Origin of the sequence: Niastella populi, from assembly GCF_002078015.1 — a bacterium.
Classification (GTDB): domain Bacteria; phylum Bacteroidota; class Bacteroidia; order Chitinophagales; family Chitinophagaceae; genus Niastella; species Niastella populi.
Genome location: NZ_LWBP01000243.1, coordinates 19,450 through 46,053, shown reverse-complemented (window position 1 = coordinate 46,053; position 26,604 = coordinate 19,450). Strand labels below are relative to the sequence as shown.

General features: G+C 45.8%; 20 protein-coding genes. 6 read left to right on the top strand and 14 right to left on the bottom strand.

Going from position 1 to position 26,604, the window contains the following annotated elements; translation table 11 throughout:
* Positions 1 to 9 precede the first annotated feature (9 nt).
* The 3 genes from A4R26_RS31210 to A4R26_RS31200 form a co-directional block, all read right to left on the bottom strand.
* Complete coding sequence (locus A4R26_RS31210) at positions 10 to 354, bottom strand: translation initiation factor (protein WP_081170567.1); 345 nt, start codon at positions 352 to 354, stop codon at positions 10 to 12.
* A gap of 49 nt (positions 355 to 403) precedes the next feature.
* A complete protein-coding gene (nadC, locus tag A4R26_RS31205; RefSeq protein ID WP_081170565.1) occupies positions 404 to 1,258 on the bottom strand; it encodes a carboxylating nicotinate-nucleotide diphosphorylase in 855 nt (284 codons plus the stop codon).
* Positions 1,259 to 1,415: 157 nt separating this feature from the next.
* Positions 1,416 to 1,805 carry a DUF4783 domain-containing protein gene (locus A4R26_RS31200; protein WP_165760481.1) on the bottom strand — a complete coding sequence of 130 codons (390 nt, stop codon included), beginning with the start codon at positions 1,803 to 1,805 and terminating at the stop codon, positions 1,416 to 1,418.
* A gap of 140 nt (positions 1,806 to 1,945) precedes the next feature.
* On the opposite strand from A4R26_RS31200, the gene gpmI reads away from it, so the two are divergent.
* On the top strand, positions 1,946 to 3,469 hold the full coding sequence (gpmI, locus tag A4R26_RS31195) for a 2,3-bisphosphoglycerate-independent phosphoglycerate mutase (protein ID WP_081170561.1): 1,524 nt from the start codon (positions 1,946 to 1,948) through the stop codon (positions 3,467 to 3,469).
* A gap of 201 nt (positions 3,470 to 3,670) precedes the next feature.
* Here gpmI and A4R26_RS31190 read toward each other — a convergent pair whose 3' ends face one another.
* A complete protein-coding gene (locus tag A4R26_RS31190) occupies positions 3,671 to 5,494 on the bottom strand; it encodes a cytochrome c oxidase subunit I (RefSeq protein ID WP_081170559.1) in 1,824 nt (607 codons plus the stop codon).
* 428 nt (positions 5,495 to 5,922) lie between these two features.
* On the opposite strand from A4R26_RS31190, the gene A4R26_RS31180 reads away from it, so the two are divergent.
* From A4R26_RS31180 to uvrC, 4 genes are all read left to right on the top strand, one after another.
* A complete protein-coding gene (locus tag A4R26_RS31180) occupies positions 5,923 to 6,537 on the top strand; it encodes an RNA polymerase sigma factor (protein ID WP_242675066.1) in 615 nt (204 codons plus the stop codon).
* A 67-nt stretch (positions 6,538 to 6,604) separates the two neighbouring features.
* Positions 6,605 to 8,074, top strand: a complete 1,470-nt coding sequence (locus A4R26_RS31175; RefSeq protein ID WP_081170556.1) for a hypothetical protein — start codon at positions 6,605 to 6,607, stop codon at positions 8,072 to 8,074.
* A 121-nt stretch (positions 8,075 to 8,195) separates the two neighbouring features.
* Positions 8,196 to 8,801 (top strand): hypothetical protein, encoded by a 606-nt coding sequence (locus A4R26_RS31170; protein WP_081170554.1) that lies wholly within the window; start codon positions 8,196 to 8,198, stop codon positions 8,799 to 8,801.
* A 6-nt stretch (positions 8,802 to 8,807) separates the two neighbouring features.
* Positions 8,808 to 10,652 (top strand): excinuclease ABC subunit UvrC, encoded by a 1,845-nt coding sequence (gene uvrC / locus A4R26_RS31165; RefSeq protein WP_081170552.1) that lies wholly within the window; start codon positions 8,808 to 8,810, stop codon positions 10,650 to 10,652.
* 462 nt (positions 10,653 to 11,114) lie between these two features.
* Here uvrC and porN read toward each other — a convergent pair whose 3' ends face one another.
* From porN to A4R26_RS31125, 8 genes are all read right to left on the bottom strand, one after another.
* Positions 11,115 to 12,152 (bottom strand): type IX secretion system ring subunit PorN/GldN, encoded by a 1,038-nt coding sequence (gene porN, locus A4R26_RS31160; protein ID WP_081170550.1) that lies wholly within the window; start codon positions 12,150 to 12,152, stop codon positions 11,115 to 11,117.
* A gap of 25 nt (positions 12,153 to 12,177) precedes the next feature.
* Positions 12,178 to 13,722 carry a type IX secretion system motor protein PorM/GldM gene (gene porM / locus A4R26_RS31155; protein WP_081170549.1) on the bottom strand — a complete coding sequence of 515 codons (1,545 nt, stop codon included), beginning with the start codon at positions 13,720 to 13,722 and terminating at the stop codon, positions 12,178 to 12,180.
* An 88-nt stretch (positions 13,723 to 13,810) separates the two neighbouring features.
* Positions 13,811 to 14,581, bottom strand: a complete 771-nt coding sequence (gene porL, locus A4R26_RS31150; protein WP_081170547.1) for a type IX secretion system motor protein PorL/GldL — start codon at positions 14,579 to 14,581, stop codon at positions 13,811 to 13,813.
* Positions 14,582 to 14,715: 134 nt separating this feature from the next.
* Positions 14,716 to 15,990, bottom strand: a complete 1,275-nt coding sequence (gene porK, locus A4R26_RS31145; RefSeq protein WP_242675065.1) for a T9SS ring complex lipoprotein PorK/GldK — start codon at positions 15,988 to 15,990, stop codon at positions 14,716 to 14,718.
* 154 nt (positions 15,991 to 16,144) lie between these two features.
* A complete protein-coding gene (locus A4R26_RS31140; RefSeq protein ID WP_081170543.1) occupies positions 16,145 to 18,202 on the bottom strand; it encodes a thioredoxin domain-containing protein in 2,058 nt (685 codons plus the stop codon).
* Between the two features lie 394 nt (positions 18,203 to 18,596).
* On the bottom strand, positions 18,597 to 19,397 hold the full coding sequence (locus tag A4R26_RS31135; RefSeq protein WP_081170541.1) for a uroporphyrinogen-III synthase: 801 nt from the start codon (positions 19,395 to 19,397) through the stop codon (positions 18,597 to 18,599).
* A gap of 25 nt (positions 19,398 to 19,422) precedes the next feature.
* Positions 19,423 to 20,487 carry a DUF4271 domain-containing protein gene (locus A4R26_RS31130; RefSeq protein WP_165760480.1) on the bottom strand — a complete coding sequence of 355 codons (1,065 nt, stop codon included), beginning with the start codon at positions 20,485 to 20,487 and terminating at the stop codon, positions 19,423 to 19,425.
* Positions 20,488 to 20,549: 62 nt separating this feature from the next.
* Positions 20,550 to 22,421 (bottom strand): BamA/TamA family outer membrane protein, encoded by a 1,872-nt coding sequence (locus tag A4R26_RS31125; RefSeq protein ID WP_081170537.1) that lies wholly within the window; start codon positions 22,419 to 22,421, stop codon positions 20,550 to 20,552.
* 49 nt (positions 22,422 to 22,470) lie between these two features.
* Here A4R26_RS31125 and hemW point away from each other — a divergent pair, with 49 nt between their 5' ends.
* Entirely contained in the window at positions 22,471 to 23,595 is a 1,125-nt protein-coding gene (hemW, locus tag A4R26_RS31120; protein ID WP_081170535.1) for a radical SAM family heme chaperone HemW, read from the top strand.
* Positions 23,596 to 23,952: 357 nt separating this feature from the next.
* On the opposite strand, the gene A4R26_RS31115 is transcribed toward hemW, so the two are convergent.
* The gene (locus tag A4R26_RS31115) at positions 23,953 to 24,990 is read right to left on the bottom strand and encodes an NAD(P)H-dependent glycerol-3-phosphate dehydrogenase (protein WP_081170533.1); all 1,038 of its coding nucleotides are present in this window, start codon (positions 24,988 to 24,990) and stop codon (positions 23,953 to 23,955) included.
* Between the two features lie 199 nt (positions 24,991 to 25,189).
* Positions 25,190 to 26,566 (bottom strand): efflux RND transporter periplasmic adaptor subunit, encoded by a 1,377-nt coding sequence (locus tag A4R26_RS31110; protein WP_081170531.1) that lies wholly within the window; start codon positions 26,564 to 26,566, stop codon positions 25,190 to 25,192.
* Positions 26,567 to 26,604: the final 38 nt, after the last annotated feature.

The window sequence follows — 26,604 nt, the reverse complement described above, 5'->3', positions numbered from 1 at the left end:
AATTGATTTTTATCCAGCTTTCTTACTGTTCTTATATCCGTTCTTCAACAACCATTGCATCACTTTCTCGCGCTGGTCGCCCTGGATAATGATCTCACCGTCTTTGGCCGAACCGCCGGTACCGCAAAAGTTTTTCAGCTTCTTGCCAAGGTCTTCGAGATCGTCGTCGGTACCAATAAAACCAACGATCAGCGTTACGGCTTTACCGGCGCGTTGTTTGGTATCTAACCGTACCCGTAATTTTTGTTGTTCGGGTGCAGGCGTTTGAACGGTTTCCCGTTCTTCTTCAAACCTGAAATTGGGATCGGTGCTGTATACGAATCCTTTATTGTCGGGTTTATTCTTCTTACTCATTGTTATACTTTGCAGTTGTATTCCATTATCAAATTATCACATTATCAAATTAGATCACCACAGCTTTTAAACTTAAGTCAAGGCTGGCAGCCTGATGTATCAGCGCTCCTACACTAACGTAATCTACACCAGTTGCGGCATATTCGGTAATATTATCCAGCGTAATGCCGCCGCTGGCTTCGGTTTCAATGGTTCTGTTTATCAGCTTCAACGCCTGGGAAAGCATCTCCGGGGAAAAATTATCCAGCATAACGCGATCAACTTTCCCAAAGGCGATCACTCTTTTTACCTCATCGATACTTCTGGTTTCCACTTCAATTTTTAACCCGGGTTTAACCTGCTGCACATAGATCCAGGCCCGTTCAATGGCCTTTTCCAACCCGCCGCAATAATCGATGTGATTATCTTTCAGCATGATCATATCGTACAAACCCATGCGGTGATTATGCCCGCCACCAATGCGCACCGCTTCTTTTTCAAGTAAACGAAAACCGGGGGTTGTTTTACGGGTATCGAGCAGGCGGGTGGCATATCCCTTCAACCGGTCGGTATATAAACGGGTGAGTGTGGCGATGCCGCTCATCCGCTGCATACAATTCAACACCAGCCGCTCACATTGTAAAATGCTATGCACGGTTGCAGTTACCTCAAAAGCATGTTCACCGGCCTCCATGGAGTCGCCGTCTTTCTTAAGTGCGGTAAACTGTATGGAAGGTTCTTTATACCTGAAGATCGCTTCGGCAACCTGCATACCGGCTACGGTACCGGCCTGTTTTATTTTTAACACGGCCTTTCCTCTGGCATCGGCCGGTATAACAGATAGTGTAGAATGATCTCCGTCGCCTATGTCTTCCTGCAGGCCCGCTTCAATTAAATGATGCAGCTGTTCGTTGAATGTGAGCATACTCACAAAGGTAATCAATCGGCAAGGTAATAAAACCAACCGCTAACAACAACAGGCAATTAGAATGGCCTTCAATTTAGTCCATTCCAATCGCCTGTTTCCCTGCCTCATTGCCTGCCGGCGAATTCCGGCGGCAAATATGTTTTTCCGGTTTTTACTATTCCATTACTTCAAACCCAAGCTCCTGAACAACCTGTTGGTTGCCCTTTTGCTTCATGAAGAATTTCGTGCGGAAATTTCCATTTTTGGTTTGCAACAGACCGATGCAGAACTGGGAGCCATTTTGCTCCCCTTTATGTTTTATGATGAAGTTCTTTACCATATTACTGCTGAAAAAATCCTTGAGGATCATTTCAGCCTGGCTTTTGCTGTAATTGTCGCTTTTACCCGGTAAAGAAAGGTCCACCCGGCTATCAAAATACTTCGACAATTGTGTGGCATTACCGGTGCGCATAGCAGCTACTACGTCATCAATAGAATAAAGGGGTGCAAAGGATACCAGGACGAGCGAAACGGCTGCTATCGCAAATCCCAGATACTTTTTCATAATTGAGCAAATTTTACTTTTCACCGCTAAATTCGCTAAAAATATGCCAAAGTAAGAATGTCGGCAAAAATTACTACTACCGCCGCATTGCCTTACCTTTGCAGTTTTGTACACCAAACCAAACATAATCACTTTGTTATATGCAAAATAATAAGTCTATATTAGTCATAATGGACGGTTGGGGCCTCGGAAAGGTTAAATCTTCAGATGCTATTCAAAACGCTCATACTCCGTTTGTAAGCTCTTTATACGCAAAATATCCTAATACAACTTTAACAACCTGCGGCGAGTTGGTAGGCCTGCCCGACGGGCAAATGGGAAACAGTGAAGTGGGCCACCTGAACCTGGGCGCCGGCCGTATCGTTTACCAGGAACTACAGCGCATCAATGTTGCCATACGTGATGGCTCGTTCTTTAAAAATGAAATGCTGTTAAAAGCCATCCGCTACAGCAGGGAGAACAAAAAACCGCTGCACCTGATAGGCCTGGTTAGTGATGGCGGGGTACACTCTCATACCAATCACTTAAAAGCGCTGGTTACTTTGTGTAAGCAGGAAGGTGTAAGCGACGTTTTTGTTCATGCGTTCACCGATGGCCGCGATACCGATCCCAAAAGCGGATTGGGTTACGTGACCGATCTGCAAAAACACCTCAGCGCTACTACCGGTAAAATTGCTTCCGTAAGCGGCCGCTACTATGCTATGGACCGCGATAAACGCTGGGAACGCGTTAAATTTGCGTACGACACACTGGTAAACGGTATTGGCGAAAAAGCAACCGATGCCTTGAAAGCGATTGAGCAATCGTATGCGGCCAATGTTACCGACGAATTCATAAAACCAACGGTTATCGTCGATGCCGATCAAAAACCGCTGGCCACTATAAAAGACGGCGATGCAGTGATCTGCTTCAACTTCCGCACCGACCGTTGCCGTGAGATCACAGAAGTGCTTTCACAAACCGATATGCCCGATTTCGGCATGAAAAAACTGTCGCTGAACTACACTACCATGACCGAATACGACAAAACGTTTAAAAACGTAGGCGTAGTGTTCGAGAACGATAACCTGAATAATACACTTGGTGAAATACTGGCCAATAACGGCAAGAAACAGATCCGTATAGCCGAAACTGAAAAGTACCCGCACGTGTCTTTCTTTTTCAGCGGCGGCCGCGAAACGCCATTTGAAGGAGAATCGCGTATAATGATCCCTTCACCCAAAGTGGCTACCTATGACCTGAAACCTGAGATGAGCGCCGTTGAATTAACCGACGCCATCGTTCCGGAAATAGAAAAAGAAACAGCGGATTTTATTTGTTTGAACTATGCCAATGCCGACATGGTGGGGCATACCGGTGTTTTTGCCGCTGCCATCAAAGCTGTTGAAACCGTTGATACATGTGTTGAGCGTGTGGTTACCGCTGCGCTGGAGCATGGCTATACTATTTTCTTAACCGCCGATCATGGCAATGCAGATTACCTCATCAATGAAGACGGCACCCCCAATACGGCGCATACCATGAACCTGGTGCCCTTATTCATCATTGACAAAAACTTCAAAGGAACCGTAAAGCCGGGCAAACTGGGCGATATTGCACCAACCATCCTTACTATGATGGAATTACCGGTGCCTCAGGAAATGACGGGCGATGTGCTGGTTTAGTTGCTTATGAATGAGCTTATGAAATTGTATCTTTTGAGGAAATAATCTTTTGAAGTTAGAGGTAGGATGTAAGAAGCAATATATACCTGATAACCCGGGGTTTTCTTCTTTCGTTCTACCTCTTATATTTTATACCAGTATTCCGTATTTCTGAATTTTATCAGGCGGCCGCTTAATGATTCTGAACAAAATTGAAACTTCCTACTTCCCGCCTCCTACTTCCGAATTTCCCACCGGCTCCGTTTGTGGAATGAATGGCCTTTCATCCTTGCTATAGTCATACGCCCAGCGGTGCACTTCGGGTATCTCTCCTTCCCAGTTGCCATGCGGCGGCAACACAGGGGTGGTCCATTCAAGTGTAGTGGCTTCCCATGGATTTATACTTTTTACTTTTCTTCCTTTGAAAATGGAATAAAAGAAGTTGAAGATAAATAACAACTGCACCGCAAACACAATGACGGAGGCAACGGTGATAAACCGGTTCAGGTTTTGAAACTGGTTGAACGATTGCCACTGGCTGAAATCGAGGTAACGACGCGGCATACCCGCCAGTCCCATATAATGCATGGGCCAGAAGATGCAATATGCACCTATAAATGTTGCCCAGAAATGGATGTAAGCCAACGTTGTGTTCATAAACCGCCCGTACATTTTAGGGAACCAGTGATAAATTCCGGCGAACATCCCCAGCATAGCGGCCACACCCATTACCAGATGAAAATGGGCAATTATGAAATACGTATCATGCACATGAATATCTATTGTAGAATTTCCCAGCCAAATGCCGGTAAGCCCGCCGGAGATGAACACACTCACAAAGCCAATGGAAAACAACATGGCCGGTGTGAAGCGGATGTTTCCCCGCCATAAGGTGGTAAGCCAGTTAAATACTTTTATAGCCGAGGGAATGGCAATAAGCAGCGTGAGCAGTACGAATACAGAACCGAGAAACGGGTTCAAACCCGTCACGAACATGTGGTGCGCCCATACGAGGAACGACAATATGGCAATGGCAAACAGGGAAGCTACCATGGCGGTATAACCAAATATCGGTTTACGTGCATTGATACTGATCACTTCAGAAGCTATACCCATGGCCGGTAGTATTACTATGTATACTTCAGGATGACCGAGGAACCAGAACAGGTGCTGGTATAAAATGGCATTGCCGCCTTCATTTGCCAGGGCCTGGCCGGTAGAGCCAATAAAGATATCTGAGAGATAAAAGCTGGTGCCCATATGCCGGTCGAACAGCAACAGGATAAAACCCGACAGCAGTACCGGAAACGACAAAAGCCCCAAACAGGCGGTAAAGAACAACGCCCAAATGGTAAGCGGCAGGCGCGTCATGGTCATTCCCTTTGTACGCAGGTTCATGATCGTTGTAATATAGTTGATGCCGCCCAGTAAGGTGCTTACAATAAAAAGCCCTAGGGCCAGCAGCCAGTAATCCATTCCCTGGCGCGAACCGGGCATGGCATCGCCGAGGGCGCTCAGGGGCGGATAGGCTGTCCAACCGCCGCTGGCCGGACCGGTTTGTAAAAAAAGCGAGGAGAACATTACGATACTGGCGGCAAAAAAGAACCAGTATGAAAGCATGTTCAGCAATGGGGAGGCCATATCGCGGGCGCCGCATTGCAGCGGTATCAGGAAGTTGGCAAATGTGCCGCTCAACCCCGCCGTCAATACAAAAAAGATCATGATGGTGCCATGCATGGTAACCATGGCATAATAAAATTCCGGGTTCAATACACCGCCTTCGGCCCAATGCCCCAACAGGGTTTCGAGAAAAGCAAAACGTTCACCCGGATATCCAAGCTGTATGCGAAACAGCACGGAGAACAATGCCCCCAAAATAGCCCAGATAATGCCCGTGATCAGGAATTGTTTGGCAATCATTTTATGGTCCTGGCTGAATATGTATTTGGTCCAGAAAGACTGCGCGTGTTCAGCATGCCCGTTCCCATTATGTATTGTAGCGATACTGGCCGCACCGGCATGCTGCTGTTCCTCCTTGTTGTTCATGATAACTGTAAGTTTTAGATCGCATGTAGAAATTTATTCCCGGTCAACAGGTCGGTTTCATGAAGGAGTTAAGCGGTTAGAACAAAGGCAGCAAAATTTACGCCAGCGGAGTCTATGGCAATTGGCACCAGGCAAAGAATATCATACTGTCTGTGTCTAACGCATACAAACAATCGAATAAGCAGGGTTTAAACTACCGGTGCATAGGACGGCGCCTTAAAACGGGCAGCAATGCCAGGGGCAGCGCCGGTTGCCGGTTTACCCTCCGGGCTGGGCATAACGGGTTTATTATGTGTAAACAAATGAAATTCATAAGAAATAGGTCCAAATCTGTGGGCCACGCCAAAAAAGCGGCGGCCCGGCTGTATTAAAATTGATACCCGCAACCGGTAATTTTTTATAAATAGCGCAGCAATTACTTCAAAAAATTGTCTAAATTACAGGGCAACCAAACGGTTAATATGACCGACGACGCCATTTTACAAGGCTGTTTACGTAACGACACTTCTGCCCAACGGGAATTGTACAACAGGTACAGTCCCAAGATGCTGTCTGTCTGTTACAGGTTCGCCCACCACCGGGAAGATGCTGAAGACATGTTACAGGAAGGGTTTATAAAGGTATTTTCACAAATACATACCTTCCAGAACAAAGGAGCATTTGAGGGTTGGATACGGCGAATCATAGTTCATACCTGTATCAACCATCTCAAAAAGAACAAAAAGTTCAACGAAAGCGTCGACATCATCCATGCAACCAGCGTCCAGGTGCGCGAAGAATCAGTGCCTTCGATTGTACAGGCAAAGCAGGTAGTGGAATGCATTCGCTTACTGCCAATAGGTTACCGTACGGTACTTAACCTGTATGCCATCGAAGGTTACTCGCACAAGGAAATTGCCGAAATGCTGGATATCGAAGAAAGTACCAGCCGTTCGCAATATACCAGGGCAAAACAAATGCTTGAGGACATCCTTGTGAAGAAGAAAATCATTATGCGCCCCAGGGAAAAGACAAACTGGTTAGGTGTAGCAGCAGGGAGATAAGCCTTAACATCACTCTTACTGATATATTTAACCCTATGAAAAACATACCGTACAAACACTAATTGATATGGAGCGAGGTTTTTACAATGAGGATATTGAAGAACTGCTGAAAGAAAAAGCTGACCAGTATAAGATGTATCCTTCTGATAAGGTGTGGAAGGGCATTCACCGCTCATTACACTCCAACAGAAAGTGGTATTGGTTAAGCCTTGTTCTCTTTCTGTCTGCTGTTGGCTATTATACCTTCATGGAATTTATCACCCCGTCAACCGCCGGCAAACCTATTAGTGGTAATAACACTCCTTCACCTGCTTCAAAAACTGAAAATAACGAATCGAATAATTCTACTAAAGCTGTTATAGTACCGTTTGGCACTCCCAAACAAAACAACAATACCGCTTCCGGCCAAAGAACATTCGTTCTCAATCCTGAAAACAATAATGAAGCTGCCGACGGCATAATAGCTCCATTGGAACAGCCAACCGCTCCGGTTACCGTCCTTGCCGCCGTTCCTGATTACGATGCGCTTTCTTTCAACGACGAAACACCTGTTTACGATCTTAATAAATGGCAGGCCAGAAAATTATGGCAGCCCGAACTGGTTATTACAGCGCCGGCCGAAGCTGAGATGGGCAATGAACCGGCAGTACAATCATATGCCCGGGTACCGGCTGCAGCATCTTTAACCAACCCGGTATCGATCAACGCAGCGATGCTGGAAGCCAATTCCAACAACACGGAAGAAGATAACAAACGGGCTGGCTGGCTGGCGCACAATGCGGTGTATGAACTGGCCGTGCCCAAACAACGGCGCCTGAGCTGGCAGTTGTCTTTTGTGCCTACCATGAATTACCGCACATTGAAAGGAAGCAATCATCCTTCGGAAGTTAAAACAGTGCCTTTGAATTTCAACCCGGGCGACGATCCTTTAAAGCTTTTGAATCATAAACCGGCACTGGGTTTTGAGGTTGGTTCAAATATCCTGTATGCGGTAAACAAAACCTTTACACTGAAAACAGGTATCCAGTTCAATTATATCCGTTACGATATCCAGGCTTATAGTTCCAATACCGCAGTACCGGCAATCATTGCCCTGAATACGAATTACGGCGGTATTGTAACCGGGCAGCTTAATTCCTATACCCGTTACCGCAATTTCAATGGCGACCAGCCAACCAATTTAACCAACCAGTACTTCCAGCTGGCCCTGCCAATGGGCCTCGAAATTAACCTGTTGGGTAAAAAGAAATTACAGGTGGGCATAGGCGGAAGCGTTCAACCAACTTATTTATTGAAAAAGAACCCCTATCTGCTCACCGCCGATTATAAATACGCAACCGAGCCGGCACTTGTGAGAAGATGGAATGTGAATACCAGTGCTGAAGCATTTATATCTTATAAGACCGGCGATCTGAAATGGCAGGTGGGCCCGCAAGTACGTTATCAGTTATTTTCGAGCTTTATTAAGCAATACCCTATCCGCGAGAACCTGTTTGAATACGGTATCAAGATAGGCGTAACCAAAACTATCCGCTAGCATAGAAGTTTATCACTTCAGCAAAGTGGGTCACCATCAACGGTGGCCCACTTTGCATTTGGTGCTATTTCTCCCTTATTTTACAATCAATTAAAATGATACTTTTCAATAATTTTACGTGATGAAGCGGATAAACCTATTAATACCGGCCCTTTTATTTCTGGCCATAGCCTGTAAACACAAACCCAAACAAACCGAAAGCACTGTAACAGCCCAGGACTCCCTGGAAAACAAAAACTATTTACCGGTAGCCGATTTCATCAGGAACGATATTACCAGGGTAGATTCCTTTTCAGGCGGTATCGTCAGAAAAGTGACGATCGATGGCAAAAAGGACAGCAACTATATTCAACTGCCGGTATTTCACCAGTTGGCCAGCCAGTTCCTGCTGCCCGAGCTGGACTCGGCCTCCTTCCACCAGCATTTCACCGAAAGTTCACTGATGGATGAAACCACGCAGATGATCAATTTTATTTATAACGGGAAACAAGCCGACTGGCCGTTGCGCAACGTAATGGTTTATTTAAAACCCAGCCTGGCCAACGATCAGGTTAACCGCATTTACATGGAAAAAGAATTCATGAGCGGCGACACCACCGTTCAGCAACGTTTTACCTGGAAATTAAGGGAGTTTTTCTATATCATAACCCTGAAGCAACCAAAGAACGGTCCGGCTGTTACTACTATGGATAAAGTGATCTGGGACCCCCAGTTTTTTGGAGAGTAATAGTTTATGACATCACAGGAATTTCAACATATTGCTTCTACATTACCGGTTGACCCCGGTATTTACAAATATTACGATTCGGCAGATACATTGCTTTATGTAGGTAAAGCGAAAAACCTGCGCAAGCGTATCAGCTCCTATTTTACCAAAACCTTCACCTCGTATAAGACACACGAGCTGGTTCAGCGTATAAAGCGTATAGAGTTCACTATTGTACCAAGTGAGCAGGATGCCTTCCTGCTCGAGAACTCGCTGATAAAACAGTTTCAGCCCCGTTTTAACATCAACCTGAAAGATGATAAAACGTATCCGTATATCGTTATCAAAAAAGAGAACTTTCCCCGGGTTTTCCTTACCCGCCGCAGGATCAACGACGGCTCCGAATACCTGGGCCCGTTTACCTCGGTGGCCAAAGTTCGCGAGCTGCTCGATTTTGTAAAAGCCAATATTCAGCTGCGCACCTGCAAGCTGAACCTGAGCCCGGCCAATATTGCCAAAGGCAAATTCAAAGTGTGCCTTGAATACCACCTCGGCAACTGCAAAGGCCCATGCGAAAGCCATCAAACCGAAGAAGATTATGGCGAAGGGTTACAACAGTTACGTAACATACTAAAGGGCAACCTGAGCCCCGTGATACAACATTTCAAAAAAGAGATGCGGGCCGCAGCCGAGGAGCTGGCCTTTGAAAAAGCACAGATCCTGCATAAGAAGATAGAGCATCTGGAGCAATACCAGGCCCGCTCGGTGATCGTTAGCAGGCATCTCGGCAATGCCGATGTGTTTTCTATCCTGCGCGACGGCGATACCGCCTATGTAACCTATCTCATGATGCAAAACGGTACCATCGTTCAAACCCATACATCGCAATGGGAAACGCATCTCGATGAGCCCGTTGAAGAAATACTTTCGTTTGCCGTAGCGCAACTGCGTACCACATTCAACAGCCTTTCGCCCGAGATCATCGTTCCGTTCGAAATAGAATATGCCGAACCCGAAATAGTAGTAACGGTACCAAAGGCCGGTGATAAAAAGAAGCTGCTCGATATGGCAGCTTTGAACGTGAATTATTTCAAGGAAGAAATAAGGCAGCGGAAAATGCTGAAGCTCGACGGCAAGGATGAATCTACAAAGCACAGGGTGCTGGAACAAATAAAAGACGATCTGCAATTACCCGCTGTACCCGTTCATATAGAATGTTTCGATAACTCCAACTTCCAGGGAAGCTATCCCGTATCGGCCATGGTTTGTTTCAGGAACGGCGTGCCCAGCAAAGGTGATTACCGCCACTTCAATGTAAAAACGGTACAGGGCATCAATGATTTCGCTACCATGAAAGAAGCGGTGACGCGCCGTTATAAACGCCTGCAACTGGAGGAACAACCATTTCCGCAACTGGTGATCATCGACGGCGGTAAAGGACAACTGGGCGCCGCACTGGAAGGCATACGCGAACTGGGGCTGCAGGGGCAAATGACCTTTGTTGGCCTTGCAAAGAATGAAGAAGAAATATTTTTCGCCGGTGATCAGCAGTCGGTAAAGCTGCCATACAACAGCGACAGCTTAAAGCTCATACGTAGTATACGCGATGAAGTGCACCGCTTTGGTATAACCTTCCACCGAAAGAAACGCAGCCAGGGAACATTTAAGAATGAACTGGAGCAAATAAAAGGCATTGGGAAAAACACTGCCGAACAGTTACTGAAAGAATTCAAATCGGTGAAACGGGTGAAGGAGTTGAGTATGGAAGAACTTACAGCGGCTGTAGGGAATGCCAAGGCTACGCTGATCAGGAATTATTTCGATACTTCACAATTGCCCCCTACTGTTGAAGAAGGCGGTTTGCCCATATAGGAAGAATGAATTAAGCAGTATGAAATGCTGCGCCTGGCAGCTTTAAATTGAACGGGAGCCGACAGGTTCCAGGATTCGAAATTAACTTACTTCCTGCCTTATATTTATTCATACCGATCTCCGTCGTAAAAGACGCTTATGGCGTTTAAGACGTCGTGCCAACAATTAACCGGGGCTTACCGACATATACGTGACTGGTATAAAAAGAAAAAGGGGCCCGGATAGACATCCAGCCCCGTTTTTAAAATCCAATATCCTATGAAAAACCATTGTAAAAATAGTGAATCGGTACCATAAAACAATACCTAAATGTGGGTATTTTTAAAAAAAATCCTGATATAATGTTATTACACCGACTCCCACTTGTGTAAGGCTTTACAATACTTATAATGCATTAAACTAAAAAGGGTATCGTAATTTTACGATACCCTTTTTAGTTATATTGATGTGCTCAACTTTTCATTAGTAAGACCACAGGTCCTGCTCGTAGTTGAATATCCGCTCCTTCATGTTCTCGCCTTCGAGCAGCGCAAGGATAGGATCTTTAACGTACGATTTAATGAACTCGTCGTTGGGGTTGTTCACCGTAGATTTGATAATACGGCTGGCGAACATCCGGCTTTCGAAAAGCTCTTCCCAACTCATACGGGCGCCAAAGTTTTTACCATTGTACACCTCGTGACGGGCGAAGATCGGTCTGAGATCGGGGTAGTAAACCCAGAAGATAGGGGTTACATCGCGGAAAGTACCATCTTCATTGGTGATCGTCTTCAACGGGGCTATCCCGAGGATACGCACCTGCATACGCGAAGATTCCTTATCGAATACCCAGTCTTCCTTGATCCAGTATCTTTCAACCTTTTCAGGATCGAATTCATTTACGATAGTAGTATCGCGCATGAGCCCTTTAGAACCATCGGGGTCATTTTTAAGATCGGGAACAGAGATTACCATTGGTTTACCAACCAATCCGTTTACGATCTCCTGGAACGGCAACGGAGTGGTGAACCGGTCATCGAGGGGAGAGAAAGCGGTAATGCTATCGTTTTTGATGGCGTTTAGCAGGATGTAAATGAAACGCTGGTTACCCAGGTCGCCTTCTGCTTTGTAATTAAAAGGCAGGTTCATTTTCTCGTGTATATCGATCTCGCGCCAAACACGTTGCATATACGCTGCATCGTCTTCCCGAATGTGTTCGTATGCTAAAGGAATCCGGTCTTTCACCAGGTTACGCTCGATGGCATTGTCATTACGCAGCGATTTTTTGATCGGTGGAATGTCCAACTTGGCCTCAGGCGGCGCTGGTTTTACGGTATCTACCGGCGGAGCAGCTACTGCGGCAGTAGGCGTGTTCCTGCTGCGGTTTGCAGTGCTTTTTTTAGTGGTAGTCCTTTTTGCAGACTTCCGGACAGGTTTTTTTCTAGCCTGAGCGTCTACTGTTGTGGCTGTAAAGGCCATCACAGTCAGCAACAAACACAATTTTATGATGCGGTTCTTCATTTGTTCCCTGTTTTTAAAAATTATATTACTTAAGGGTAAAATTCATACCCGGTATTTCACGATTACGGCCATCGGGACCTACCACCTTGATCTGATCGAAGAACACTCTTGAACCAGGACCGCAGCGGGAGATAAGGCTTGCAGCCTGACCGTTCCAGCGGTTACCTTCGTTAGAGAACTCCTGATACAGCTGGATAGGACCACCAACCGCACCTATTTTGTAGCTAACTACACGGAAAGGAGCTTCGAAATCGCTATCCTCCAATTTGGCTATCACGGCACCGATCGCTTTTAATTCGGCAGATGAAATGCTTCCGCTTTTCTTAGAACCAACGAAGGCTGCTGGCGGAGGCAGATATTTTAAACGCATGGGGAACTCGAAGTTCTTGCCATTTGCATTTACAACGATCTTCGACATACCAGGTTTGCTTGGTTTGGCAATGTAGCGGTCGCCACCTGCTCTTGAAATAGAACCATCGGGAAAGCTGACCCTGGTTTTTTCGGCACCTACGCTACCACCTGAAATGGTCAACGGGTTGTCGACACCAATGTACAGTACGTTCATTTTTTCGAGGAACACAGATGCACCTGAAGGAACACCTACTGTATACTTGATGGTTTTGTTAACACGCTCAGTTTCACCATTAGGCTTTTGGAACTCGATAACAACGTTCACTGAGTGTTCGCCGGTTCCGCTTGCTGTTGTCTTCATGATGGCAGTACCTTCAGGAGTCAACGTTTGCGGCTGGCCATTGATAGTGATCTTTGGCTTGGCAGCTTCGCTGAACGCACCCACACCAGCGGTGATCTCCACCGGATCGCCAGGCATGGCGTAAGTAGTGTTAGAGGTAGCGATCGCCTGGAATTTGTTATAAACCAGTTTTACTTCACCAATTTTTGAATGGAAGTGGTCTACAACCTGGGCTTCAGTATTCTTAACGTCGTTCTGGAATTTGCTCAGGATAGTTAAACCGGCAATAGCAGGGGTCATGTGGAAATAGCTTTGCGTCCAGCCACTTGCATCATTACCATATTTAGCACCGGTTTTGGAAGCAGGCACAGTTAAATCAATAGGAATTGATTTTTCGAAATGAGAAGCGTCTGGCCCTAACAAAGCGAGCATTTGTTTTTTGTACTCGCCCAGTTTGCCATACAGTTCTTTACCCTTGCCTTGCTGATCCATCAGGCGCACGGCAGCGTCAATGTTATCGGCATTGATCTCTGGTTTGCCGGTTACATGGCTCTCATGGGTACCAGCTTCTTTTTCAAGTCCCTTCTTCAGGCCTTCGATATATTCGAACAGCGCTGCAGATAGTTTTTGTGCCTCTTCAGCTTTAGGAGCCCAGGGAGCGGCCTGATCATGCGTTTCCTGGCTTTTTAACTTCTCGGCAAAGGATTCGTATGTTATTTTATTCTTTTCAGTAATTAAGTCGTTCGACTTTGTAATACTACCATTTACAGTTACGAAGGCATTGAGGATTTCTGATGATACGTTGAGTGCCAGCAGGGCTGTAAGCACCAGGTACATCATATTGATCATCTTCTGCCTCGGCTCTTTAGGTAAAGCCATGGGTTAGGTTTTTCTAGTTTAAACAATTTTGTTACACTAATCTGTTTGCATTTACATGGGTAACAGGGATATGGATTACCATCCTGAATTAACGACCCTGCATGGCAGTGAGCATGTTACCATAGATGGTATTCAGGTGGCTCAGGTTACCTGCCAGTTTAGAGATCTGTTCGTGTGCTTTTTTAGCATCATCTACGCTGCCTTGCATGGTTTGTGAAGCCTGTACCAGGTTGCCGTAGAAGCTATTCATAGCTTTCAGGTGGTTGTTGGTATCCTGTAACTCCAGTTCATAAATTGCATTCAGTGAACCTAAGTTTTTGGTCAGTACCTGTACCTGCTCGTGGAATTGTTTAGTGCTGTCAGCAGCTGAGTTAAAGCTGGAAACAGTTGAAGCAGCGCCTTCGTAAACGTTCTTCATTTGATCCAGAGCAACGGTAACTTCTTTTGTTTTTGCAGTGTAATCAGCGGTAGTTTTAACTACATCAGATACATCAGCTATATTATTTACAGTAGAACCTAATTTTTTGAAACCTTCGCTTAAACGGCTCAGGTTAGCAGGTGTAATGTCGGCTTCCTGAAACATTTGATCCATTTTTTCAACCGCAGGGTTGCCAGAAGAACCAGCGCCACCGGCTAATTTGGGTAATGCTTCAGCAATTGCATGCATTTCTGATCCGGGAGGGGGTAAGAATGCATATACAACGAAAATCACTGCTTCAGTAATAAGACCTGCCGTTAAGAAGAAATCAGCGAGGGCCTGGTGCGTAATTTTTTGCCAGGCACCGAAGATCACGACAGCAGCACCCATACATACGATTACGTTTACCAGTCTTTCAGTAGATTTAGAAACTCCAGCCATAACTTTAATTTTTAATTTTTAGAAAACGGGTTTTCAATAGGGATGAGAGAATAAAATACCAGTTTGATTTTGTTGTTAAATCAATCTCCAATAAAACGGATTAGCCGTTAAAAAATTTTACTCTAAATTAGATTTTAACGTTTCTTCTGCATAGCAGGTAAATCAATTACACAGCGGAAGCCGATGTAAGACTTAGCCGTATCCATATATTCATAAGCACGGGTGCTCGTTTGGAGGAAAAAGCCTACGTCTTTCCAGCTGCCACCGCGGATTACCTTACGCTTCATACGTGGAGGATCATCATCTTTGGCATCGAAACGAATGTCAGGATTCATATCGTGTTGGAAGTTGTAAGCACCTTCGTAGAACAGTGAAGAGGTCCACTCAGATACGTTTCCGGACATGCAATACAAACCAAAGTCGTTTGGCCAGTAAGCATCTGCACGGGCAGTATAGAAAGCGCCATCTTCGGGGTAGTTACCACGGCCAGGTTTGAAGTTAGCCAGTAAGCAACCCTTTTTGTTTCTCAGATAATAGTTACCCCAGGGGAACATCGATTGAGAACGACCGCCACGGGCAGCATATTCCCACTCAGCTTCTGTTGGTAAACGGAAATCCGATTCAGAAGGTCTTTTCTTTGATTCATTGTAGGAGTTCAGATAGTGAGTTCTCCATTCGCAGAATGCGGAAGCCTGTTTCCAGTTAACACCCACTACAGGATAGTTTCCGAAAGCCGGGTGAACGAAATACCGTTTGCTCATGGGCTCGTTATAAGAATAACTGAAGTCACGGATCCAAACCAGGGTATCAGGATATACAGGTATATTCTTCTTTATAATGAACTGAGAGCGGGGCCTGCCGGCATTTTCTCTTTTGGAGGCTTCTTTCAGCTCAAATATTTCTGAATGGTATATTAATTTGGAAGGATCGATCTCTTTTTTGCCGAAAACGCGGTTCTCGGGTGTAAGGATCAACTGGTCGATCTTTTCGATAGTAGCTTTATCTTCCCATTTAATGGTTTTGGCTTTTTTCCAGTCAACCTGGAAAGTGCCATCCACTTCTTTACCATATTGAAGCTGAGTGGCGCCAATTGAATCGCGTACCCACCACACAAACTGACGATATTCGTTGTTTGTGATCTCGGTAGCGTCCATCCAGAAGCCATTAATGGAGATTTGTTTGTTGCGGGCTGTATAAGCGTAGTTTACATCCTCATCGCTGGGACCCATATGAAAGGTGCCTGGTGGTATATATACCATCCCGGGAGGCCTGGTCATACTGTACTTGGAAGCCGCCGATACGCCATGTAGCTGGCCATCATTCGGTGCGCCTTTTGAGGATTTTCCTACTTTGCCACATCCGGCAGCTATCATGGCCACCAGTGCTGTTAAGGCGGATAGGTTCTTCATTTTCATAATATTAAAGGGTATTGGGCAAAAATAATGTTTTACCGACTTCATCACAAGAATAGAATTTATTTTTTAAAACTGCAATTACGTGATATAAGCTCTCATGTAAACGATACCGGAAATTGTATTATTGTATCGCCAAAATTTTAAATTTTTACACATTTTTCAGAAGACGGATCAAATCGCTCACATTATTTACAGGCGCACTACACTGGTAGTCTTTACATAAGTAAATCTGCGTATCCGGGGATGTTGGCTTGTTGGCGAGTAAGGGTAAATCATTATCCGGCCCCTGAGCCGATTGCAGTACCCGAAAAGGGATAAAATGCCCCAAAAGCTCCCGCCTTACTACTTCTGCGTCCTTTCCAATAATGGCTAATTCTGCAATTCCCCCGAAAATGGATAGTATCATGGTCGCCCATACGCCAAAAGATCCCGGATAGCGGTGCACGGCCTGTTGTAACCCGGCGCACATCTTAATTGCCCGCTCTCTGTACCCGGTAATATCGAAAACAACACCTATATACTGCAAATTAAAAGCCATTATTGCGTTTCCAGAGGGAACGGCGCCGTCGTACACTTCTTTTTTACGCACAATTACGTCGTGCTGACCTTTATGTGTATAAAAGAAATATCCCGTGCCTTCCTCGCTGAAATGCTCAATAACCCATTCTGTGAGTGATTTTGCCTTATACAGATAGTCTGCATTACCCGAAATTTCCTGCAAATGGATCAACGCCTGTATTAAATACGAATAATCGTCCAAAAAGGCTGGGTACCTGGCGACTTCTTTTTTATATGTATGAAAAAAATTCAACCCATCCTGGCTGAACCGCTGCCATATAAATTCCATATTCTCCCGGGCCAACTGCTCATATTGAATATTTCCGAATACGCTGTACGCCCTGCTGTAAGCACTGTTCATCAAAGCATTCCAGCCCAGCAGCACCTTATCGTCGAGCAACGGCCTTATGCGTGTGCTCCGGTGCTGCAACAGTTTTTCCCGGCCCTGTTTCAGCAGTTGCTGCAGCATATCGACGGGGATATTCTTTTCAATCGCAAACTCTTCCAGTGGTTTACGTATATTCAGGATGTTGGTACGTTCCCAGTTGCCCGCCGCGGTTACATCGTAGAATTCGCAAAAAATGGCTGCATCCTGCCGTAAAACCTCTTCTATTTCCGCTTTTTGCCATACGTAGAACTTTCCCTCTATCCCTTCACTGTCGGCATCCAGCGCCGAATAAAAGCCTTTTTCCGGCGACAACATTTCCCTTTCTACAAAAGCCAGGGTTTCTTCCACCGCCTGTTTGTACAATGGTTTTTGCGTTAACTGGTATGCATCGCATAGCGCCATTACCAGCAAAGCATTGTCATAAAGCATCTTTTCGAAATGGGGCACCAGCCACTCCCTGTCGGTGGCATACCGGGCAAAGCCGCCGCCGAGGTGATCGTACAACCCGCCCTGTATCATTTTATCGAGACTTAAACATGCCTGTTGCAGGGCCTGCCCGTTATTTGTTTGATGATAGTACCGCAGTAAATACCCAATTGTAAATGTTTGGGGAAATTTAGGGGCATTACCGAAACCGCCCTCCTGTTGGTCGGCCGTGCCCATGATGTTTTTGAACATGGTATCGGCAACCTCCTGCGAAAAAAGCGCTTCCATATTAATATTACCGGCTACAGCCTGTTGGCCGAATGAGTTCGACTGAACGATATGACCTGTTAAGTCGGTTGCCTGCTGATCGATATCGGTGCGCTTTTCAGCCCAGGCATTGGCAACGCCGGCCAGTACGTCTTTCCATGAAGGCCGGTTGTAGATGGCCTTTGGCGGAAAATAAGTGCCGCCATAAAACGGCCGCCCGTCGGGGGTAAGAAAAACATTCAGGGGCCAGCCGCCGCTGCCCGTCATAGCCTGCACGGCGTCCATATATATATGGTCAAGATCTGGCCGCTCTTCCCGGTCGATCTTCACATTCACAAAATACTCGTTCATGATACCGGCCGTTTCCTCATCTTCAAAACTCTCCTTTTCCATCACATGGCACCAATGGCAGGCGGCATACCCGATACTTACCAGCAGGGGTTTGTCTTCCTCCTTTGCTTTGTTGAGCGCTTCATCGCTCCAGGGATGCCAGTCAACGGGATTATGGGCATGCTGCAACAGGTACGGACTCGTTTCCTCCGCCAGTTTGTTGGTGTATTTTGCCATTTCCTAAAGTTAATTGGTTTAGGTATATGGTTTTGATTGATATAGTAAAATGGTGTAAAACCGCTACAGAATACGGCTGAAAGCCGAAAGCAAATACAACTTCACGACTGCCAGCTTCACGCTACAAGCCGGAAGCAATAACGATTATCAAGGGGTAAGAAAAATCCAAAGAGTGGCGGAAGAATCGGACCTTCAAAAATGCAAGAAGTGTTCCCGGTTGCCGGGTACCGGCTGCCAGTTACTGGGAAAACCCGCTAAAAGGTAGTATAATTAAAGCTTTTAAATCTGCAGTCAGGAACCCTGTATCTGTAACCTGATGACCGGTAACTAATTAGTTATTATTTACCGATCTGCAAGCCTCAGGTCAACGAATTGTGGTGTTGCCAATAACAACCTACTTCTTTTTGGTATTGGCTGCCAGGTACTGTTCCAGCGCGGCCACCATCGATGGCGCCTGGGGTTGTGGGGCTTTTATATCGAGTGTTAAACCGGCTTCCTCAACAGCGCGCGACGTATTGCTTCCGAAAGCGCCAATACGGGTGCCGTTCTGTTGATATGTTGGAAGATTATCGAAAAGGCTTTTTACGCCGCTGGGAGTAAAAAAGCAGATGATATCATATTCGGTTCTTGTCAGCAGCTCCTTTACATCATTGCTGATGGTGCGGTACATGAATGGCGTGGCAAACTCGCAATTGTTTGTTTTCAGCCAGTTCACGATCTCATTATCCTGCTGGTTCTCAGAACAGGGGTACAGGAACTTTTCGTTCTCTTTATGTTTGTTGATCACATCAAACATACTTTTATTGGTACCATCGGCTCCATAAAACACTTTACGCTTGCGGTACAGGATAAATTTCTGCAGGTACAGGGCAACGGCCTCAGTAATACAGAAATATTTGGTATCCTGCGAAATGCTGATCTTCATTTCTTCGCAAATGCGGAAAAAATGATCGATGGCATTGCGGCTGGTAAATATTACGCCGGTAAAGTTGGCTATCTCAATCTTTTGTTTGCGGAACTCTTTGGCGGGAATACCTTCAAGACGTATGAATGGCTGGAACTCCAATTCAACACTGTACTTTCTGGCAAGTTCGAAGTACGGTGATTTATCGGTTTCCGGCCTGGGTTGCGTTATCAGGATTTTTTTAATGGTTTGAGTAGCTACTGCTACATTTTTAGCCCCGTTTTTAACCATAATAGCTACGTATGGATTTGCAAAGTTAATAACTTCTTTCCACAAAAATCAATAACACCTTGTAAATCAATAAAAGGGGTGCTATTTCGAAGGCGCAAAGGTAAATAAAAAAATGGAATCTTGAGAGTTTAATCTCATTTCTTACTGGCCTGTATGCTATTATAAACCGGTAAATAAATAATATAATGATAAAGCAGTAAGTCAAAGTAATTAGTATCGTTAAAAAAGGCGGTTTGGCGAAGGCCATTAACAGCAATGCAGGCAGCAGATATATGCCCATCATCTTGTTTACAAGGAATACAATGAATATATAAGTATCCGTAGCAACCCTGATATTGAACATCCACCCCACCATTTTCAGGATAATGAACTTACCCATATATATCACCGCCAACAGCACGCTGCAATAGAATAATAACAGCCAGCGGTTCATGCCCGGCACTATATTATAATAATCTGCCACTATGCTCAGGAACAAACCGCCGGAGATGACGAAGAGGATGTTCAGCATCAATGATGGCAGCGGCGACTGCAGCACCTGGTCGCGGATCTGTTGCTGGCGCATGGTAACCCGTAAAAACAGGGTTTTCAGGTTATCGATATATTTTATAAAGGCAACACGGATAAACCCAAAATAGAACAACAGGGCGCACAGGAAATAAAACATGCTTTCATCGCGGCTGGCCTTTTTCAACTGCTCGGTGATCTTTACGCCCCTGCCATAAAAATTGAAGTAGGGATGATTGCGCATGGCATTGTGAAAACCTTCCAAAGTGGGCCTGGGCTCGGGCAGGGCAGTACTTTTCATTACCGAAGCTACGGGTATCACCGAATCGGGCTTTGAAACCACCACCGGTGGTTTAACCGGGCGAATACTGTCGGCAACGACTGAATCCTTCAGGGCTTTCAGCGCCGTATCGGCCATTATTTTAATGGTTGTATCTTTTTTAATGCCTGGCGTGTCGTGGTGTTTTTTTATAACAGGCGTATCACGGCGCTGCTCCCTGACAGGAATAGTATCCTTTCCGCCTTGCGCAAGCGATACTATGAACGAACAACAGCAAAAAGCCAGTAGTAACAGTTGCTTCACAGGGAACATTTGGTTTTGCAAAAATATTGTAGCGCCGCCATTGGCTGAAAAGAATTTATCGGTTAAAAATAATTAACGTACCCAATATGGATCTTTGACTGGCGCATGTTGAACTTCGCATCGTCACGTTTGCCCACCGCATACGACAAATTGAAAATTCCGGCCCTGGTCTCCAATGCCATACCTAAACCTGTGCCCCAATAGTAATTGCTCACCCGGCTATAAGCAGCTGCATTTTTCGACCAGCCCCCGTCTATAAAGTAGAACAGGTAGGAATTTCGTCCGATCAGGTACCGGTACTCGATGGTACCAATTGCGTATTGCGATGCAAAAATGCTTTCTTCATCAAAACCACGCAATAATTTATATCCACCAATCTGAAATAATTCGTTCCTGAAAATGACCGGGCTCTGTATCCAGCCCCCGTTCACAGCGGTTTTCAGCGTTGAAAACCGGCTTAATTTTAAATATTGGGCCACAGTGCCCTTCAGCCTGAACTGGTAACTGTTCAGTTGCACCGTATCGTACAGGCTGTTAAAATCGAAACCCGGGTCGCTTTCATCTTTAAGCCCCACAATTACGGTATTCTTTTTTATCTTCTTCTGCCCCGCGGTAATGTTTATCTGCCATTCATTTCCTTTACGGGGGTTGAACCGGTAATCGGTATTGAACCACTCATAGTTCACCCCGAGGTTAACAGTGCGAATATCGGCCTGCTGGGGCAGGGTGCGGCTGATCTTCATTAAAACGGTGTCTACCGTCAATAAGTTGGTTTGGAAACTTTGGATGAACACGCTTCCACCCTGGCTTGCCGAGATAGCATACTGCGCTCCCACCTGCATGTTGATGTTCACGAACGAAGAATCTTTTTTAAACAGGTTGAAGCTGGCATCTACGCCAAAGGGCGAGCCAAAAAGATATGGCTGTAAAAAAGAAAGATCGATGCGCGGCGATTTCACCTGCAACTGCTGCCAGTTGATACCGATGCTTTCGCCATTGCCCAATGCATTTCTTAGGTTAACGGTTGCCTCGCCGGTTATTTGCAGCTTATTGTTCTCTGTTTGGGTGCTCGATGGCAGAAAACCCACCAGCACATTCACCTGGCTGCTGCGTTTTGGCGCCAGGTACACATTCAAAATCGACCCTGTGCCCAGCATGGTCATATTCCAGGGCTGTTGTTCCTGTACAAACGCCAGGTCGTTCAGCTTTTTGCTTATGGACTGTAATCGCTCCTTTTTGTAATAACTGCCATTGGTTATGCCGAGGTAACGCTGTAGAAAGACAGAAGATATTTTAACCGTTCCGAAATTGCGGATGCTGTCGATCTTGTACAATGGGCCTTTATCAATGCGGAGATACGCTTCCAGTTGCTGATTTTCCAGGGTAATACTGTCGAGTTTTATTCTGGCAAACGGGTAGCCGTTGTTCTCGAGATAGTCGAGCAGTTTTTGTTGGGCGGCCATCACCTGGTCAAAACTCAACGCCTGTTTTTTGGCACCCCGCGCATTCCAGCTGATGGCATCGAGCAGCTTTCTGTCGGCCGAATCGATATGCAGCCTGGCCCATTGGTAAGTTTCACCTACGTACAGGGAACATCGGGCACCGACCGAATCATAGACCGCTGTATCTACCGAGGCGGCGGGATATCCTTTTGATTGCAATAAAACCGGCAGGTTGTTTACATATTCCCGGGCCTGCACCTCATTCCTGAAATCTGATTGCAGGCGCAGGGTTGAATGAATAAAGACCGAATCCTTGTCAACCGGGTTTATTTGTAACGGGTATTGCGCAGGCAGCAAAAAAGGAATTACCAGGCAAAAAACCGGCAACAGCCAATAGGCAATTGACAAATGGCAACGGGCAATAGGCAATGTAAACCGTCTTCTGCACGCGGAAGCGGTAAAACACTTGTTATATGACACTATCTTTGCCATACTGACCCTATTAATAAACTGTAATATTCGATCAAAAATACGGAATACGATGGCAGGCATTTATTTACATATCCCGTTTTGCAGGCAGGCCTGTCATTACTGTAATTTTCATTTCTCCACTTCACTGAAGCTAAAGAACGAATTTGTACAGGCTTTATTGAAGGAAATAAGCCTGCAACAGAATTATCTGCCCGCCGAACCGGTGAACACTATTTATTTCGGCGGCGGCACCCCTTCCCTGCTTACCATCGATGAGCTCTCCGGCATTCTGCAAACCCTGCGGCAACAATTCACCATAGCCGACGATGCCGAAGTGACACTGGAGGCCAATCCCGATGACCTGGGTGAAGAAAAATTAAAGGAATGGCGGCAGGCCGGCATAAACCGGTTAAGCATCGGCGTGCAATCGTTCTTTGAAGATGACCTGCGCTGGATGAACCGGGCGCACACGGCCCAACAGGCGATAGATAATCTGCAGCTGGCAAAAAAGTATTTCGATAATATTACCATCGATCTTATTTATGGTACACCTACCCTGCCCGATGATAAATGGCAGCACAACGTGCAACAGGCCATTGCGCTGGGTATTCCACACCTCTCGTGTTATGCGCTTACCGTAGAGCCCGGCACGGCGCTGGCCTCCATGATCAATAAATACAAGACTACTGACGTAAATACGGAAGACCAGGCGCGGCAGTTCCTGTTGCTGATAGACTGGTTGCAGGCTGCCGGTTACGAGCATTACGAGATCTCGAATTTTGCGCTGCCCGGTATGCGTAGCCGACATAACAGTTCTTACTGGCAGGGGGCATCGTACCTGGGTTTGGGCCCATCGGCCCATTCATTCAACGGGAAATCGCGGCAATGGAATATTGCCAACAATGCCCTGTATATAAAATCGCTGAAAGAAGATAAAGTACCGTTTGAAATTGAAACCCTCACCGAAACGCAACGGTTGAACGAATACATCATGACCTCCCTGCGAACAATGGAAGGTTTGCATGTTGAATTTGTGGCCAGCCGGTTTGGCGAAAAGGCAGCCGCGAAATTGAAACTGGAAGCCCAGCCATTTATCGGCGCCGGAAAAATGCAATGGAGCCATAACCATTTACAACTGACAAAGGAGGGCAAGCTGTTTGCGGATGGAATTGCAGCGGAGCTGTTTGCCTCCTGACCCCGGGAAATGTTGAATGAAGAATGTGGAAGTCAATCCCTGCATCTCAATAAATTATGCCGCACAAAAAATGCGTTCCGGCGGAACGCATCATTGATAATCAGTTCTATATAGTTGATTTAGACCGAGTGATGGTCTTTTTTCAGGTATTTTATAACCTCATTGATGATCACAATACCGGCCAGCACCAGCATTGCAGTAACTCCATATGGTCCTAATGAGAATGGCATTTAAAACTAATGTGATAATTTGATAATGTGATAATGAGATAATGAATACAGGCAATTTTCCATCAGCGCATTTCCTGTTCGTCGCAAAGAAGCTGTATTTATTACAACCGCCTCCCGTATTTGTTTATCAGACCAGTGTTTTTTCTACAAGATTAAAGCCCTTGCGGGGTTTAACATTTTCCCATAAAATGCGGTAAACGGTTTCGGCTATGGGCATTTCGGCACCTATTTGTTTATTAACGAGATAGATACACCTGCTGGCATTATAGCCTTCGGCAACCATGTTCATTTCGAGCTGGGTGGCCTTTACCGAGTATCCCTTACCGATCATATTACCAAAAGTGCGGTTACGGCTGTACAGGGAATAACAGGTTACCAGCAGGTCGCCGAGGTAAACCGAAGCCGCATAGTTCTGATTTTGCCTGTGCGTAATGGGATCCTCGCCTTCATGCACCCCCACCTCAATATGTTTTATACCTACTTTCTTTAAGAAGCCGGCCATTTCATCGGCGCAATTGGCGATCAATACGCTCAGGAAATTATCGCCGTATTCAAGCCCGTGCGCAATACCGGCGCCCAATGCATAGATGTTTTTCAGTACGGCGGCATATTGCACACCGTACACATCACTGTTTACGATCGTATTGAGGTATTCGGTAGTAAAACAGGCCGCTATCTTTTCAGCCATGGCCACATCAACGCCCGAAAAAGTGAGGTACGATAATTTTTCAGAAGCTACCTCTTCTGCATGGCAGGGCCCCATTACCGTAAAATAATCAGACAAAGGCAGGTTGAAATGCTCTTTCAGGTAATCGTTCAGTAATAAATTATTATCGGGAAGAATACCTTTTACCGCGGAGATCACTTTTTTGCCCTCGAAAGCATTTGCAGGCAAACCGGCCAGTGATGCCGTTACATAGGCAGAAGGAACAGCTATCAGTACACAGTCGCTGGCGGCTATTGTGCCTGCGATATCAGTGCCCAGGGTGAGAAGATTGGTATCGAAATATACCGAGCTTAAATAACCGGGATTGTGATGCCGATGCTGCAGGTGATGTACAATTTCCTCACTTCGTACACACCAGTTCAACGATTGTTTATTATCTGTACAAATTTTCGCCAATGCCGTAGCCCAGCTGCCACTCCCTATTATTCCCAGTTGCATGTAGTTATTTGTTTGCCCCAAAAGTAAGGAATACAGCTTAAAGCCATAAGTGGTAAGCTGTAAGCAAATACAGAAAACAGTTAAAAAAAGCCGCCCGCACAATGCGAACGGCTTAAAGCTTATGGCTTGTAGCAGCTATTTATCGCGAGTCTGAAAATTGAGACACCATGTCAACCGGTTAACCTGTTAACTCGTCAACTTACTTCTTCACTTCAAATAATTTATCTTTCGGTACCACCTTCACTTTGGTGCCATTTTTTAATGTTTTACTAATGACATTATAAGGAGCTATCACTACTTCATCGCCTGCTTTGAGGCCCTGGGTAACTTCAATATTGTTTATATCCTGAATACCGGTTTTAACCACATGTTTTTTCACCGTTCCGTCTTTTTGCAAAACGAACACCACTTCGTCGAGATCCGATGAGGTTGATTTGGATTCTTCCTGCGCACCTTTGTCTTTGTTCCTTTCTTCCTTGTCCTTATCGTTACCCACTACGTTGTCGGTTCCTTTTTCGCGGGTGGTAACCGAATTGATAGAAGTTGAAAGAACATTGGCCTTTGTGCGCGTTTGAATATCGGCGCTGGCATTCATACCGGGGCGGAAAGGAAAATATCTTGGGCGTTGTTTATCGAACAGATCGGCATATGACTCGCGGAATAACCTGATGTGCACTTTATAATTCGTTACATCGTTCGATGTAGAAGCGGCAGCGCTGGCCATGGTATTGCTGCTGGCAATTTGCGTTACCACCCCTTTGAATTTACGGTTATTGTATGCATCTATTTCTACCAGGGCTGAATCGCCGAGTTTAACTTTGGGAATATCATTCTCTCCTACTTCCACCTGTACTTCAATAATGCTCATATCGGCAATGCGCATCATTTCGGTACCTGCCATCATAGAGTTACCTACCACCCTTTCACCCGCCTTTACATTCAGTAACGATACCACTCCGCTCATCGGCGCCAGCACGGCCGTACGGCTCAGGTCTTTATTGGCTCTTTCGAGGCTGGCACGCGAACCGGCAATACCGGCTTCGCCACTGCGAATGTTTTGTAAAGCGGCGTTGTAATTTGCCTGGGCCGACTGCAGTGAGTTTTGCGCCTGCTCAAATTCCGCCTGGGAAATCACTTTTTCTCCCCGCAATTGCTTTTGGCGTTCGAAAGTGGTTTTGGCCAGTTCGAGTGCGCTCTCCAGGCTCTTTAGCTGCGCCCTGCTGTTATCTACCAATGCCTGCTGGCGGTTTACTTCCGCAGCGGCCTGGTTACGCTGGGTAGAATAAATATCGGCATAGATCTTTGCCAGCACCTGTCCCTTGCGAACGCTATCGCCTTCTTTTACCTGCAGGTCTACAATTTCACCAGAGATGTCGGGACTTACTTTCACTTCTATTTCGGGATAAACCTTACCGCTGGCATTTACTGTTTCGGTAATAGTACGCAGCTCTACTTTTTCCGTGGCCACCTTTAAGCCTTCCTCTTTTCCGATAACGCCGGCGCCCTTAAGGCCTAACAGCGCCAATACAAGGATCACAAGAGCCAGCGTGATCCACAATAATTTTTTCTTCTTCATACTGAATGGTTGTCGCGGTTTAGAATCTCATGAACAAT

Coding starts and splice junctions, on each gene's coding strand:
- A4R26_RS31210 (WP_081170567.1), bottom strand. CDS start 354: ATGAGTAAGAAGAATAAACCCGACAATAAAGGATTCGTATACAGCACC.
- nadC (WP_081170565.1), bottom strand. CDS start 1,258: ATGCTCACATTCAACGAACAGCTGCATCATTTAATTGAAGCGGGCCTG.
- A4R26_RS31200 (WP_165760481.1), bottom strand. CDS start 1,805: ATGAAAAAGTATCTGGGATTTGCGATAGCAGCCGTTTCGCTCGTCCTG.
- gpmI (WP_081170561.1), top strand. CDS start 1,946: ATGCAAAATAATAAGTCTATATTAGTCATAATGGACGGTTGGGGCCTC.
- A4R26_RS31190 (WP_081170559.1), bottom strand. CDS start 5,494: ATGAACAACAAGGAGGAACAGCAGCATGCCGGTGCGGCCAGTATCGCT.
- A4R26_RS31175 (WP_081170556.1), top strand. CDS start 6,605: ATGGAGCGAGGTTTTTACAATGAGGATATTGAAGAACTGCTGAAAGAA.
- A4R26_RS31170 (WP_081170554.1), top strand. CDS start 8,196: ATGAAGCGGATAAACCTATTAATACCGGCCCTTTTATTTCTGGCCATA.
- uvrC (WP_081170552.1), top strand. CDS start 8,808: ATGACATCACAGGAATTTCAACATATTGCTTCTACATTACCGGTTGAC.
- porN (WP_081170550.1), bottom strand. CDS start 12,152: ATGAAGAACCGCATCATAAAATTGTGTTTGTTGCTGACTGTGATGGCC.
- porM (WP_081170549.1), bottom strand. CDS start 13,722: ATGGCTTTACCTAAAGAGCCGAGGCAGAAGATGATCAATATGATGTAC.
- porL (WP_081170547.1), bottom strand. CDS start 14,581: ATGGCTGGAGTTTCTAAATCTACTGAAAGACTGGTAAACGTAATCGTA.
- porK (WP_242675065.1), bottom strand. CDS start 15,990: ATGAAGAACCTATCCGCCTTAACAGCACTGGTGGCCATGATAGCTGCC.
- A4R26_RS31140 (WP_081170543.1), bottom strand. CDS start 18,202: ATGGCAAAATACACCAACAAACTGGCGGAGGAAACGAGTCCGTACCTG.
- A4R26_RS31135 (WP_081170541.1), bottom strand. CDS start 19,397: ATGGTTAAAAACGGGGCTAAAAATGTAGCAGTAGCTACTCAAACCATT.
- A4R26_RS31125 (WP_081170537.1), bottom strand. CDS start 22,421: ATGGCAAAGATAGTGTCATATAACAAGTGTTTTACCGCTTCCGCGTGC.
- hemW (WP_081170535.1), top strand. CDS start 22,471: ATGGCAGGCATTTATTTACATATCCCGTTTTGCAGGCAGGCCTGTCAT.
- A4R26_RS31115 (WP_081170533.1), bottom strand. CDS start 24,990: ATGCAACTGGGAATAATAGGGAGTGGCAGCTGGGCTACGGCATTGGCG.
- A4R26_RS31110 (WP_081170531.1), bottom strand. CDS start 26,566: ATGAAGAAGAAAAAATTATTGTGGATCACGCTGGCTCTTGTGATCCTT.